Source organism: Haloarcula rubra (assembly GCF_019599465.1).
Classification (GTDB): domain Archaea; phylum Halobacteriota; class Halobacteria; order Halobacteriales; family Haloarculaceae; genus Haloarcula; species Haloarcula rubra.
In genome coordinates this window covers 73,826-86,400 of the sequence record NZ_RKLR01000007.1, presented here as the reverse complement: position 1 = coordinate 86,400, position 12,575 = coordinate 73,826, and the positions used below count along the sequence as shown (strand labels likewise).

13 protein-coding genes and 1 tRNA gene are annotated in these 12,575 nt (G+C 61.6%); 11 read left to right on the top strand and 3 right to left on the bottom strand.

Annotated elements, in window-relative coordinates; translation table 11 throughout:
* Positions 1-124: 124 nt before the first annotated feature.
* The 6 genes from EGH21_RS16085 to EGH21_RS24110 all read left to right on the top strand — a co-directional run bounded on the left by EGH21_RS16085 (position 125) and on the right by EGH21_RS24110 (position 8,145).
* Complete coding sequence (locus EGH21_RS16085; RefSeq protein ID WP_220619505.1) at positions 125-2,635, top strand: type II/IV secretion system ATPase subunit; 2,511 nt, start codon at positions 125-127, stop codon at positions 2,633-2,635.
* Entirely contained in the window at positions 2,632-4,671 is a 2,040-nt protein-coding gene (locus EGH21_RS16080; protein WP_220619504.1) for a type II secretion system F family protein, read from the top strand. The genes EGH21_RS16085 and EGH21_RS16080 overlap by 4 nt, the downstream gene beginning before the upstream one ends.
* 206 nt (positions 4,672-4,877) lie before the next feature.
* Complete coding sequence (locus EGH21_RS16075) at positions 4,878-6,092, top strand: MBL fold metallo-hydrolase (protein ID WP_220619503.1); 1,215 nt, start codon at positions 4,878-4,880, stop codon at positions 6,090-6,092.
* 6 nt (positions 6,093-6,098) lie between these two features.
* Positions 6,099-6,347 carry a hypothetical protein gene (locus EGH21_RS16070; RefSeq protein WP_220619502.1) on the top strand — a complete coding sequence of 83 codons (249 nt, stop codon included), beginning with the start codon at positions 6,099-6,101 and terminating at the stop codon, positions 6,345-6,347.
* Positions 6,348-6,861: 514 nt separating this feature from the next.
* A complete protein-coding gene (locus tag EGH21_RS16065; RefSeq protein ID WP_220619501.1) occupies positions 6,862-7,275 on the top strand; it encodes a DUF7522 family protein in 414 nt (137 codons plus the stop codon).
* A gap of 648 nt (positions 7,276-7,923) precedes the next feature.
* Positions 7,924-8,145: a hypothetical protein gene (locus EGH21_RS24110; RefSeq protein ID WP_236035602.1), complete on the top strand. Its 222-nt coding sequence runs from the start codon at positions 7,924-7,926 to the stop codon at positions 8,143-8,145.
* On the opposite strand, the gene EGH21_RS16060 is transcribed toward EGH21_RS24110, so the two are convergent.
* From EGH21_RS16060 to EGH21_RS16050, 3 genes are all read right to left on the bottom strand, one after another.
* Positions 8,093-8,317, bottom strand: a complete 225-nt coding sequence (locus EGH21_RS16060; protein ID WP_220619500.1) for a winged helix-turn-helix domain-containing protein — start codon at positions 8,315-8,317, stop codon at positions 8,093-8,095. The two genes, EGH21_RS24110 and EGH21_RS16060, sit on opposite strands and share 53 nt — an antisense overlap.
* Before the next feature lie 166 nt (positions 8,318-8,483).
* Positions 8,484-8,813, bottom strand: coding sequence for a hypothetical protein (locus tag EGH21_RS16055; protein WP_220619499.1), 330 nt, complete (start codon positions 8,811-8,813; stop codon positions 8,484-8,486).
* Between the two features lie 233 nt (positions 8,814-9,046).
* A tRNA-Ala gene (locus EGH21_RS16050) sits at positions 9,047-9,118 on the bottom strand.
* 156 nt (positions 9,119-9,274) lie between these two features.
* Here EGH21_RS16050 and EGH21_RS16045 point away from each other — a divergent pair.
* The 5 genes from EGH21_RS16045 to EGH21_RS16025 are packed head-to-tail and all read left to right on the top strand — an operon-like array spanning position 9,275 to position 12,575.
* The gene (locus tag EGH21_RS16045; protein WP_220619498.1) at positions 9,275-9,859 is read left to right on the top strand and encodes a DUF7287 family protein; all 585 of its coding nucleotides are present in this window, start codon (positions 9,275-9,277) and stop codon (positions 9,857-9,859) included.
* Positions 9,860-10,444 carry a DUF7288 family protein gene (locus EGH21_RS16040; RefSeq protein ID WP_220619497.1) on the top strand — a complete coding sequence of 195 codons (585 nt, stop codon included), beginning with the start codon at positions 9,860-9,862 and terminating at the stop codon, positions 10,442-10,444. It begins immediately after the preceding gene.
* Positions 10,432-11,391, top strand: coding sequence for a DUF7261 family protein (locus EGH21_RS16035; RefSeq protein ID WP_220619496.1), 960 nt, complete (start codon positions 10,432-10,434; stop codon positions 11,389-11,391). Before EGH21_RS16040 ends, EGH21_RS16035 begins: the two co-directional genes overlap by 13 nt.
* Positions 11,384-11,836, top strand: coding sequence for a DUF7266 family protein (locus EGH21_RS16030; RefSeq protein ID WP_220619495.1), 453 nt, complete (start codon positions 11,384-11,386; stop codon positions 11,834-11,836). Before EGH21_RS16035 ends, EGH21_RS16030 begins: the two co-directional genes overlap by 8 nt.
* Positions 11,829-12,575, top strand: a complete 747-nt coding sequence (locus EGH21_RS16025) for a DUF7289 family protein (protein WP_220619494.1) — start codon at positions 11,829-11,831, stop codon at positions 12,573-12,575. The genes EGH21_RS16030 and EGH21_RS16025 overlap by 8 nt, the downstream gene beginning before the upstream one ends.

The window sequence follows — 12,575 nt, the reverse complement described above, 5'->3', positions numbered from 1 at the left end:
AAAGCTTAAGTAGGGTTCCTACTCAATCACGTTCAAACTGTGCAGAATAGGGTCACCGTCAGGGGAATCGCGGGTCAGCTCACTGGCACCAAGTTTTTTCACACCAACCGGCAGATGAAACACAATGGCAATTGATGACACGGGGGGGACGGAGCCGAACGAGGTCGGCGAGGGTGGGACTGGCGCCGACCGGCCGGCGGCCGTGGGGGAGTACACCTGGGACGACGTGCGACGGGAGTTCCACGACGGGGGGCGCTTCGACCGGAGCGAGTACCTCGGGTTCGAGCCACGCCAACTCGACGACAAGGTGGAGGCGGCCGCGAGTGCGGCCCTCACGCTGAACGGACCGTTCGAGGAGTACCTCGACCCGACGACGACGCCGGTCACCAAGGACGTCTACACGTGGGAGCACTTCAAACAGGAGTACTACTACGAGGACGGTGCGCTCCCGCGGGACGGGGAGGGCGAAGTCGTCCCGTTCGACGGCGAGGAGCACCTCGGCTTCGACCCGGACCACACCGAGAACCGCCTCTCACGGGCCGAGGACTTCGCGTCCGAACTGGCCGACGTCGTCGACGAGAACACCGTCGACGTCAACCCGGAACTGGACGAGGACGCGTTCTTCTCGACCAGACAGGGCCACACGACCGTCGTCAACCGCTACGACCTCGAGAAGGCCGTCCCGCAGAGCAAGAAGTCGCATTTCAAAGAGTTAGAGCGGTACTGGGTCAACAAGCCCTACGCCTGCGTCGTCATCTTCCACTCTCGTAAGGAGAACGAGAAGAAGTACTACGTCGTCGAACCGTATCTCAACCCCATCGAAGACGACCTCAAGCAGTTCCTCTCCGGAAAGCTCAAGACGGCCATCAAGTACTCCGAGGACGAGGTCATCGTTCAGGGGTCGAACGCCGACCGGGCCGAGGTCATCCAGCGCGAGGCCGAGAACCTCCTGTCCAGATACGACCTCTACGACGGGACGGTCGGTGCCGACAGCGGCGAGAGCGGCGGCATCCTCGACCAGGTGAAAGAGTTGTTCGACATGGGTGAGGCGGCCGAGGAGTCCGAAGACGTCGGGCAACTCGACGGCATCTCGTCGCGGCCCGAACCGGCGTTTCTCGAGGACGACCCCGCGACGCTCAACGAGTATCAGGTCGAGAAACTGCTGTACGAACTCAAACGGGACTTCATCGGCTACGCCCGCATCGACGCCATCAAACACGACATCAACGTCGAGGACATCTCCTGTGACGGGTACAACTCCCGGGTGTTCGTCTACCACACCGACTACGAGCAGATAATCTCGAACGTCGAACACGGTCAGACAGAACTCGACGACTTCGTCGTCAAACTCGCCCAGCGGTCCGGGAAGGGTATCTCGAAGCGACAGCCACAGGTCGACGCGACGCTCCCCGACGGGTCGCGTGCCCAGTTGACGCTCGGCCGGGAGGTCTCGGACCACGGGACCAACTACACCATCCGTCAGTTCAAAGACGTCCCGTTCACCCCCATCGACCTCATCAACTGGAACACGTTCTCGCTGGACGAGATGGCGTTCCTCTGGCTCTGTATCGAGAACCACAAGTCGCTCATCTTCGCCGGCGGGACCGCCTCGGGGAAGACGACGAGCCTGAACGCCGTCTCGCTGTTCATCCCCTCCAACTCCAAAATCGTCTCTATCGAGGACACCCGCGAGGTCGAGTTGCCACAGCGCAACTGGGTCGCCAGTGTCACCCGCCCTTCCTTCGGTGAGGACGACACCGGCGACGTCGACGAGTTCGACCTGCTGGAGGCCGCACTCCGCCAGCGCCCGGACTACATCGTCATGGGTGAGATCCGTGGCGAGGAAGGTCGCACCCTGTTTCAGGTCATGTCGACCGGCCACACCACCTACACCACGTTCCACGCCGACTCCGTCGGCGAGGTCATCAAACGCTTCACGACCGAACCCATCAACGTCTCGAAGACGCTCTTTACGGCGCTGGACCTCGTCTCCATCCAGACCCAGACTCGGGTCGACGGCAACAAGGTGCGCCGGAACAAGTCACTCACGGAAATAAACGAGTACTCCGCCGAGAACGACGAGATAAACGTCCGCGACGTCTACGAGTGGCGCGCCGAGACGGACGAGTACATCCAGATGGGTAACTCCAACACTTTAGAGGAAGTCAAGTTCGACCGCGGGTGGACCCAGGAGAAACTCGACGAGGAACTGTTCAAGCGGAAGGTCGTGCTGGCGTACCTCATCGAACAGGGACTGAACACCTACACGCAGGTCGCCGCGACGATTCAGGCGTTCATCAACGACCCCGAGACCATCCTCACGCTCATCGCCAACGACCAACTCGAACAGTCGCTCGAAGACCTGCGGGAGATGGAGTCTGTCAAGATCAACATCGACCCCGAGAAAGAGGAGATGGTCCCGCGTCCCGACGCCCCGCCGGAGATGGTCGAGGAGACCAAAGCGGTGCTGGACAACGCCGGGCCGCTGTTCGACCAGTTCACCAGCGGCGACACGACGGACATCGTCTCGGCGCTGATGGACGGCGACGCACTGGCAGAGGCCGAGGACGACGACGACGAGAGCGACTTCGGACAGTTCGTCCCGAAGGCCGGGAAGGAGGCAGATAGCGGATGAGCCTCGACACGAAGGGCCAGCAACAACTCGGGAGCGGTGGCACTCTCGGCGACGCCTTCTATCCGGCCTTCCAGACGCTGTTCGACGAGGAGGGTGACTTCGTCGACAGCGTCGAGACGAAACTCGCGGAGGCCCGGATGGCCGACAACGTCGAGATGTTCCTCGCGCGGGCGCTGGCCGTGGGCGTCATCGCCGGGCTCGCGCTGTGGCTCGTCGGCACGCTACTCGGCTATCTGCTCGTCACCCTCCTCTTTTCGGGTTCGGAAGGGCCGACGTTCATCGGTATCGTCATCCAGAACGAGACGCTGCTCGCCGTCGTCGACGCGCTGAAGATTCCCTTCCTCGTGCTGGTGACCGGCGTCGTCTTCGGCGCTATCGGCTTCGGCATCGGATTCGGCTCGCTCGTCTCTATCCCGTACTTCCGAGCGAGCGCCCGCGAACGCGAAATCAACATCCTCCTCTCCGATTCCATCTCGTTCATGTACGCCCTCTCCGTGGGCGGGCTGAACCAACTCGAAATCCTGCAAGCGATGGGGAAGGCCGACGACACCTACGGCGAGGTGGCGAAGGAGTTCCAGTCCATCGTCCTGGAGACGGAGTACTTCGACACGGACTACCGGACCGCGGTGCGGAATCAGGCCCTCGAAACGCCCTCCGACAGCCTCTCGCAGTTCCTCACCGACATGCTCTCGATCATCAACTCCGGGGGGGACATGACCTCGTTCCTCGAGGACCAGAAGGAGAAGCACATGCGGACCGCCCGGCAGGAACAGGAGAAGATGCTGGAGACGCTGGAACTGTTCGGCGAGATGTACATGACCCTCTCGCTGTTCCCCCTCTTGCTCATCATCATCCTCGTCATCATGTCGATGATGGGCAACGCTCAGCAGACGCTCATCTACGGCACCGTCTACGGCCTCATCCCGCTGACCGGGATGGCCTTTTTGGTCTTGGTGTCGACGGTCACGCAGGACTCCATCGGCGACGGCTACCTCCGTCCCGACGCCAGCGAGGACGACATCGTCGTCGACGAGGGCATCGGCGTGTTCAACCTCGGCCTCGTCGAGCAGTACACCGGCACCTACGCCGTCTTCGACCGCGTGAAGAGCCGTGAGGGGACCTACGAACTCCTCCAGATTCTCAAGCAGCCACACCTGTTCTTCCGCGACCATCCGATGCTCGTACTGGGGCTGACGATCCCGCTCTCCATCCTCGCTGTCGTCGCCGCCGTCGTCCTCGGACAGGCACCGCTGTCGCTCGAAGGGATGATAAACCGGCCCGTGCCGGGGACGTTCTTCTGGGTGTACGTCCCGATGTACATCAACTTCGTCCCGCTGACCATCTTCTACGAGTGGAACCAGCGCTCGCGGAAGGCCATCATCGGCAACCTCTCGGACAACCTCCGGAAACTCGCCTCGGCCAACGACACCGGGATGACCCTGCTGGAGTCCATCAAAGTGGTCTCCGAGACGTCGGCCGGGAAACTCTCAGAGGAGTTCGAGACGATGCACGCGAAAGTCAACTACGGGACCAGTCTCAAGGAGGCCCTCCGGGAGTTCAACAACAAGTACCACGTCCCGCGACTGGCCCGGACGGTGAAACTCATCGCCGAGGCACAGGAGGCCTCCAGCCAGATTCAGGACGTGCTCTCGACGGCCGCACAGGCCTCCGAGAATCAGGACGACATCGCACGGGAACGGAAGTCGCGCACCCGGATGCAGATGGTCATCATCATCATGACCTACCTCACCCTGCTGGGCGTGATGGCCCTGCTGAAGACGCAGTTCCTGGACGTGATGTCCGGACTGGCGACTCAGGCATCCGGTGCCGGTGGCTCCGGGGCGACTGGTGGCGGGTTCGGTGGCAGCGTCGACGTCGACCTCCTGTCGATGCTGTTCTTCCACGCCGTCACCCTGCAGGCGCTCCTCTCCTCGTTCATCGCGGGGTACATCCGCGAGGTGAACCTCATGGCGGGCGTGAAGTTCGCCGTCGTCCTCTCGACGATAGCGCTCGTCGTGTGGATGGCCGTGGGGTAATCGGCCCGCGTCTCGGCCGCGAAACCCCGTCTTAGCGGACCCCCGGCCGAAGTAGTCCGAGCGAACTCACCCGGTAGGCACGACGCCGACGGCGTCGTACACGCTCGCGAGACACGGCTCCGAAGAACGGCCGAGATGGTGCCCGACGCGTCGAAATCGGTATCGCGGTCATAACTTTGCGCGGCCCGGGCGTGTTACCGTACACCATGGAACAGCGTGCCGACTCGTTCGACCCCGACGTGACACGACGGAACTACCTCGCCGCCAGCGCGGCGGGGCTACTCGGGCTGCCGGTACTGAGCGGTTCGGCCTCCGGACACGACGTCGCAGCGGCGACGAACGCACTCGTCGCACAGACGTCGGCGCCCGAGGACCCGGAGATACCCGAGAAGGGGTATCTGGTCGAGGAACTCGGCGACGGCATCTACTGGATTACCGAGGGCGTCTACCAGATACTGTTTCTCACGACCGGTGAGGGCGTCGTCGTGGTCGACGCACCGCCGACCATCGGGCAGAACATCCTCGCCGCCATCGGCGAGGTGACCGACGAACCGATAACCCACGTCGTCTACAGCCACTACCACGCAGACCACATCGGCGCCGCGACGCTGTACCCCGACGACGCCGAGTACGTCGCCCACGTCGAGACCGCCAGATTCCTCGACCGGTTCGGCGACGACAACCGGCCGTCGCCGACGACCGTGTTCGGCCCGAGAGAAGTGAGGACGCCGATGCAGGACGACCGACAGGAGGCGGACGACACCGGCGGCACCCCGGCCGACGGTACGCCAACCGACGGTACTCCCACCCCGGGCGGGCAGACCGAGACCGACCGTCGCCACGTCGTCGGCGACAGCTACACGCTCGACGTCGGCGACCAGCGCCTTCAACTCGACCACCGCGGCCCCAACCACTCCGTCGACAACATCTTCGTGTACGCACCGGACCACCGAGTCCTCGTGTTCGTCGACGTCGTGTTTCCGGGCTGGATTCCCTTCCAGAACCTCGCCGAGTCCTCGGACATCCAGGGCTACGTTCGAGCGCACGACCAGATTCTCGAGTACGACTTCGACACCCTCGTCGCCGGCCACCTGACTCGCCTCGGGACGCCCGCCGACGTCCGGACCCAGCGGGACTTCGTCAGTGACCTCGAAGCGAACGCCCGCGAGGCCATCTCGACGGTCACCCTCTCTGACGTCGTCGAGGAGGCCGGGCCGACCAACGTCTGGGAGACGTTCGCGGCCTACATCGACGAGACGTCGCGCGTCGCCGCCGAGGCCACGCTGGAGACGTGGGGGCCCGACCGGCTCCGCGGTGCCGACGTGTTCATGCAGAGCCACGCGGCCACCATGATCAAGTCGTTGCGTATCGACTTCGGGTTCCTCGGTCCGTTCGGACTCGACCAGGACTCGGGTGAGTGAGTCGGCGTGGACTGGACGGAACCGGGACTGCGACGCATCGCGCTGGTCGGCGACCCCGTGGTTGGTCGAGTGAAGCGGCGGAAGAAAATGGACTCGCCGGGACCGACGGACGGTGTCAGTCTTAGTGGATTCAAAACAGTACGCTGTGCACATGCCGGCGAACAACCGAAGCGAGTAGAGGAAGCCCTGGAGGAACTCATCGAAGAGGGTGCAGTCGACTACGACGGTGAGAAGCTCCGACCAGTAGATGAGTGAATATCAGACCACATCGTCGAGTGGTTTGTTTCTGAGAGCGGATATTTTGATGCACGAGACGCCCTTACTCTCGTGCAGACCGTAGTTCGATCCTCAATTAGTCAAACTGCAACAACCGATTAGCACACCTGCATACGACTACTGGTACAAATCTGCAATCCGGATTTAACAGTGTGTAACCGTCACCGCATAGACCTCGCCACAGTCACATCTCACTAGTTCTGTGTTGCTGGGCACGCTGAGCCAGTTGCCACATTCTTTACATTCGACTTTTGCCTGTACTGCATTCATTATCAGTAGCGCTGACAGGACTATGTATTAAAATTTTGGTAGTTCTGATATTTCGGCCGTTGATCGAGGGTCATACTGTAAATAGTATCGAAAACAGATTCGGCAGTCGAAAGGTCCGAATCACCAAATCTCGCCAGCAACAAGTAAAAAAGTATTATTGTAGCGATAATCATCAAAACATTCAGCCCAAGAGTTATATAATTCGAGAAGTCATTACTATTCGATGTCACAACGGCTGGCTTCCCGTTTAGAATCGTTTTTTCGCGCGGAAACCGATGGGAGCCTCCGGAGCATCGTAAACTACGAGCAGGGCGATTTCACGGTGATATATCTCCGAGACGATGTCGGTGACCAGTATGCTACTGAAGAAATTGACAAGGCGATCGACGACTCGCGACTGGAGTCGCTAGCAGCACCGATTTATAGCGATATCTTCTCTGAAGACCACGGTGAATTGACCTGTTTGGTAAAGTGCTTCGAGAACGTTATCGAGATGAATTTCGTCATCGAGGACGGTGTCGGGACGACAGTGGCGCTGGATAGCGATGCGTTTGGTGATACCCACGGGCTGGTGGCTGATGCCAGAGAGATTGCCATCCAAGAGCGCAGAGAGGCGATCGGGAACAACGGTAACTGAACGTGGTTCGTCTCATCACCGACACGAATTCCGAACACGAGTTTGCAGCCGTGTGTATCCGGGAGACAGGTCTATATCTCTGTTACGACGATGAGCCCACTGAAGCCAGCACCCCGGACACGATATTCGCAGCGAACAGTGTCGAGCAAGTCCACCCAGACGAGACTGTCGACGAAGCGCCTCGCCTAATCGACGTCGAAGGTGACGACTCGACCGGTGTCCCGGTCGATAAAATGAAACCCATGCGCGATAGCCGCGTTGTCGTCGACTGTTGGGTCCGATAACGCCATCGGCCACCAGTACGAAGCGGGTCCAGTCTCTGTACCGAACGATTTTCCGACGGGTAGCTGTGGTTTGCCAATCGTTCTATGACCTCATCTTATTCGGAGTGATTGTACGTACCGCCAAAGCCATCATCAGGGTAGCGCGGAGTCCTCAGATTCTTCGTCGAACCGATTATACTCTAGTTCTCCGTCGACGAATATCCCACCATCACTCCGGATAGTTTGTAGAAGTCGTGCTGAATACACAGCACGAGTCGGTCACTGGAATCAGTGGAAATTTCCGTCGGCACGACCGCTACAAACAGGTGACATACCCATCGGTGCGTGAAGAACCGTTTTCACTGAGAGAGTCCTTAGTACACGTATGTCTACGACTATAGAAACACCCGACGTCGACGAGGTATGTGTGTACTGCGGGTCGCGTATCTTCGACCACGAGCCCATCTGTGTCCGTGACTGTACCGATGACTGCGGGTCAGCGAAGTACTTCTGTAACCACGCCTGTCTCTCCGCTCACATCGACGAGGAGGGTCTCACAACGGGCGATGCGTGTGAATGGAATCCCGACGGGAACAACTGCTGCTAACCCGAAACGTCGAGCGGACGTGTCCGTCATCGCTGGTGACGATACCCTCAAGCCTCTGTAGCATCCGGTAGACGGTCGATTGCGACGTGTCGGTCGCGTCGGCAAGCTGCTCGGCGCGCATCCCGCCGTCGGTCGCGAGCGTCTCGGCCATCGACTGGTCGGCCGGCGTCATATCTCGCAGGACGGTCAGCAGCAAGTGCTCCTGCTGTGCCGCCAGACGATGAGCCAGCGCCGCTCACAGGGGCCACACATCTCGCGATACTCGCCGTCGGGCCACCGCACTCTGGTCGCCGACCGGTGGCACCGCAAGACTCGCACTCGTCGTCGTGCGACACCATCTAGACGTCACCTCCCGCGCGGTCCCACTCGAACTCGTGTTCGACCGTGACCTCGTCGTTCAGGACTCGCGAGGCGAGTGTTCGGTCGGGATAGTCGTGATTCCCGAACTCGCTGGTATCGGCGTCGTCGCCAGTGTCGATACTTCGGTGGAGTTTCGACCGCGTTCGACCGGTCGTCAGGAACGTCTCGACGTCTTTCTCGGTGACCGTGTCCCAGCCGTCGGGGAAACACTGGTCGCAGAGATCGTGCCCGTCGACACCTCGGGAGTCGGCCGGCCTGCGGACCCAGTTGCCGTCCGTGAGACACGGCGTCTCCAGCGTGACGGTCATGGGCGGCACCTCCCGTCGTCGAGGGCGGGACAGCGATAGTGCTGGTCGGCGAAGTCGCCACAGTAGCGACAGACTTCCCTCTCAGAAATCGCCGGACGGCGAGACCCGCGCTTGCAATCCTGTCGAACTCCCCTCTTCGAGGGAGCGTTTGCTAACCCGGAAATGGCGAATCCGGCTGTATCAGAGTCCGCACCTTGCGGTCGTGAACCCTTGTTACGGCGGAGAAATTGTAGTGGACTCGCCGGGATTTGAACCCGGGGCCTCTCCCATGCCAAGGGAGTGATCTACCCCTGATCTACGAGCCCTCGTTGCATCAAATGGTATCCGGTGGCATTTATTAAACCCATCGAAGCGTGGTGGGCGTGCGAGTCGGTGCCGTCCGTCAGTCGAGTCACACACGCCACAATGGATAAGAGCATTGAGTGTGAGGCTCAAGCAGGTACCACGGGTCGGTAGTGAGTATGCAACGGGATACGAAACGTACGTGCTCGGACGGAGAGCCGCGGGCGGGGTCTGCGTCGCGAGGACAGACCAACCTCGACTTCGCCATCGGCGTCAGCCTCTTTTTGGGGGTATTAATCTTCATATTTCTCTTCGTTCCGGGGCTGTTATCGCCGTTCACCGCGAGCGCGCAGGAGCAGACTGTGAGCGCCGACCGAGCGGCCGACCATCTCACCAAATCGGTGCTGGGGTCACCGCGTGACCCACACTCGTTGCGGACCCACTGCACGGTCCAGTTCTTCGAGAACACGACTGGGTGCGCGTTCTCGCCGGCACCTATAGCAAAGCAACTCGGCCTCGACCCGGCGACCCAGAGCGTCAACGTGACTGTCGTCGGAAACGCGTCGTCGACGGTGACCAGCAGAGACACCCTCTGTTGGGACTACGGCAACGATTCGCTGGTCGCGTCGACAGCCTGTCCGTCGACGGGGACGAACCTGACGCGTGGGGAAACAGTGCCGGCAGGCAACGAAGCGACGGTGACGGCCCTCAGAGTCGTCTGGCTGAACGGAGCGGACGTGACCGTCGTCGTGGAGGTGTGGTAAGTGCGGGGGCAGGCACACACACTGGAGGCTATCGTCGCCAGTCTCGTGCTCCTGACTGGGCTCATATTCGCGTTACAGATGACGGCGGTGACCCCGCTATCGGCGAGTACGTCGAGCCAGCACATCGAGAACCAACAGCAGTCCGTCAGCGAGGGGGTGTTGGCGACTGCGGCGGAGCGTGCCGCGCTCAAGCCAGCGCTGCTGTACTGGAACAACAGCAGCCAGAAGTACCACAACGAGAGCGGGACGGGGCTTGGTAAGTATGCCAGCACCCCCCCGAACAATACGTTCGGTACGATGCTCGAACGTGTCTTCGACGAGCGTGGCATCGCGTACAACGTCTACTTTCGGTACCGCGACGGCGGTAGTCAGAGCCGGATAATCTACCTGTACAACGGGCGTCCAAGCGACAACGCGGTGGCGGCCTCGTACACAGTCACGCTGATGGACGGTGACCACCTCTACGACTCCGATGGGACGCAGAACGAGACGACGCTGTCGGAAGCAACTGGCTTCCCGATTCCCGACCGGGGGGCAAACGTCTACAACACGGTCCGCGTGGAGGTGGTGTCGTGGCGGATCTGAGCGACGACGAGCGCGGGCAGCTCCTGCTCGTCGCCGGGTTGGCGCTCGCACTCGTGTTCATCGGACTGGCTCTCGTAGTCAACTCCGCCATCTTCACCGAGAACCTCGCGAGCCGGGGCGAGACAGCTGGGAGTGACGGTGCACTGGCCGCCAGGGCGAGCGTCGAAGCGAACGTAGGCGAGGCCATGGACCGTGCGAACTACTACAACGGGTCCGCGCCGGTCGCCGCGTTCAATCGGAGTCTCCGGAACGTGAGTACACAGAGCGAGTACCTGTCGGCTACATCCGGGACGCTGGTCAACGTCACCTACGTCGACCATCGGGAGGGAGAACGTATCAACGGGAGCATCGACCAGGGAGACGATAACTACACCGTGGTCGGCGACGTCGAGCGGGTGCCGGACGCGAACGGGACCAGAGGACTGGCGTTCAACTCCTCCGGGCTTCCGGACGGGAGCGACCCCCCACTGGTCGTGAAGGTGAACGACACGGATTTCGACGGCGACGAGCGGAGCTGGCGCGCCCGTATCTGGGAGAACAGCAGCGGTGTGCAGATACAGACGATACGGAACGGGACGACCCCGTCAGAGAACCGGACCGAGCACTGTTCGGTTTCGTCGGCACCGGAGAACCGCATCCAGGTGACTGCCGGACTGGTGAACGATCAACCGTGTGATGCCCTGCGGTGGAACGACGACGGGGAGAACTTCTGGTACGGGAACGGCGTCCTCGCTAGTGGGAGTGACTACGCAATCCACTTCGAGAACACGAACGGCGTGAGCGGGGAGTTCGAACTGGTGGTCTACGACGACGGTGGGCTATCGCTCCCGCTACTGTCCCCGTCGGGCGACGCCATCTACGACGCGACGGTCCGGTTCGTGTACGACGGTCCCGACGTGCGGTACAACACGACGGTGCGGGTCGCACCGGGTGAGCCCGATGTCTGAGTCACGGGCCGTCTCGACGGCACTCAACTACGTGCTCACGCTGTCAATCACGGCCATCCTAGTGACAGGGCTACTGATAGCGGGGACAGACTTCGTCGAGGGCCGACAGGAGAACGTCATCAGGGAAGAGCTGACAGTCGTCGGCCAGCAAGTCGCAGCCGACCTCGCACGGGTCGACAGACTGGTCGTAGCGGCGAACAGTAGCGGGTCGTCGCTGGAAGCCGAGACCCGACAGACCTTCCCCGAACGAGTGGCGGGTAGCGGCTACCAGGCGCGTCTCGACCCGAGTGCCGAGCGGCTCGTCCTCACTTCGACGGACCCCGAAGTCAGAGTCACGGTCAGCGTGACGAGCCGGACTGACCTCCGGGTATCGACAGTCGACGGCGGCGTCGTCGAGGTGGCCTACAACGGAACGAGTGACGCACTGGAGGTACGCGATGCCTGAGCCGACCGACTCTCGAGGGGTGAGCGAGGTCCTCGGGTACGTCCTCGTGTTCAGCCTTGTCGTCTCTACGGTCGCGGTCGTCTCTGTCGGTGGACTCGCCACGCTGGACGACGTGAAGAGCGCCGAGCAACTCGACAACGGCGAGCGGGCGTTCGACATCCTCGCCGACAACGTCGCCGACGTGTACAGACGCGGTGCCCCCAGCCGTGGGACCGAGGTGAGTGTCGGGGAGGCGACGCTGTACACCGGCAATCCCGCGACGGTAAACGTAACCGTAGACGGGGATTACGTCCTGAATCGAACCTCGACGCCCATCGTGTACCGCAACGAACGGGATCAGCGGTTGGTGTACAACATGGGCGCGGTCTTCAGGACCAACCCGGACGGTGGTCTCCTCGTCCGACAGCCACCTCACGTGGTCCGGGACGGCCGGTTCCTCCTCAATATGGTCGTCCTGCGCGCGTCTAACGGGACCAGCGTCGGCGGATCGACCGCGCTCGTCCGGACGCTCAATGACGGGTCGGCCGTTCGGTACGGCGACACTAGCGGTGCGGCGACCAACGTCTCAATCAAGATTGAGTCGACGCGGGCGCCACTGTGGAGCGACTACTTCCTCGGGCAGGGATTCGACTGTCCCACACAGACGTCGACCGTGATGCGCTGTGAATATCCGACGACCGGGTCGGTCGAGCGCACCTACGTCGTCAGCCACGACATCAGAATCGACATCGAGCGGTAG

Bases quoted from the DNA above. Each gene is read 5' to 3' on its own strand.
- EGH21_RS16085 (WP_220619505.1), top strand. From the start codon at position 125: ATGGCAATTGATGACACGGGGGGGACGGAGCCGAACGAGGTCGGCGAG.
- EGH21_RS16080 (WP_220619504.1), top strand. From the start codon at position 2,632: ATGAGCCTCGACACGAAGGGCCAGCAACAACTCGGGAGCGGTGGCACT.
- EGH21_RS16075 (WP_220619503.1), top strand. From the start codon at position 4,878: ATGGAACAGCGTGCCGACTCGTTCGACCCCGACGTGACACGACGGAAC.
- EGH21_RS16065 (WP_220619501.1), top strand. From the start codon at position 6,862: ATGTCACAACGGCTGGCTTCCCGTTTAGAATCGTTTTTTCGCGCGGAA.
- EGH21_RS24110 (WP_236035602.1), top strand. From the start codon at position 7,924: ATGTCTACGACTATAGAAACACCCGACGTCGACGAGGTATGTGTGTAC.
- EGH21_RS16060 (WP_220619500.1), bottom strand. From the start codon at position 8,317: ATGACGCCGGCCGACCAGTCGATGGCCGAGACGCTCGCGACCGACGGC.
- EGH21_RS16055 (WP_220619499.1), bottom strand. From the start codon at position 8,813: ATGACCGTCACGCTGGAGACGCCGTGTCTCACGGACGGCAACTGGGTC.
- EGH21_RS16045 (WP_220619498.1), top strand. From the start codon at position 9,275: ATGCAACGGGATACGAAACGTACGTGCTCGGACGGAGAGCCGCGGGCG.
- EGH21_RS16030 (WP_220619495.1), top strand. From the start codon at position 11,384: ATGTCTGAGTCACGGGCCGTCTCGACGGCACTCAACTACGTGCTCACG.
- EGH21_RS16025 (WP_220619494.1), top strand. From the start codon at position 11,829: ATGCCTGAGCCGACCGACTCTCGAGGGGTGAGCGAGGTCCTCGGGTAC.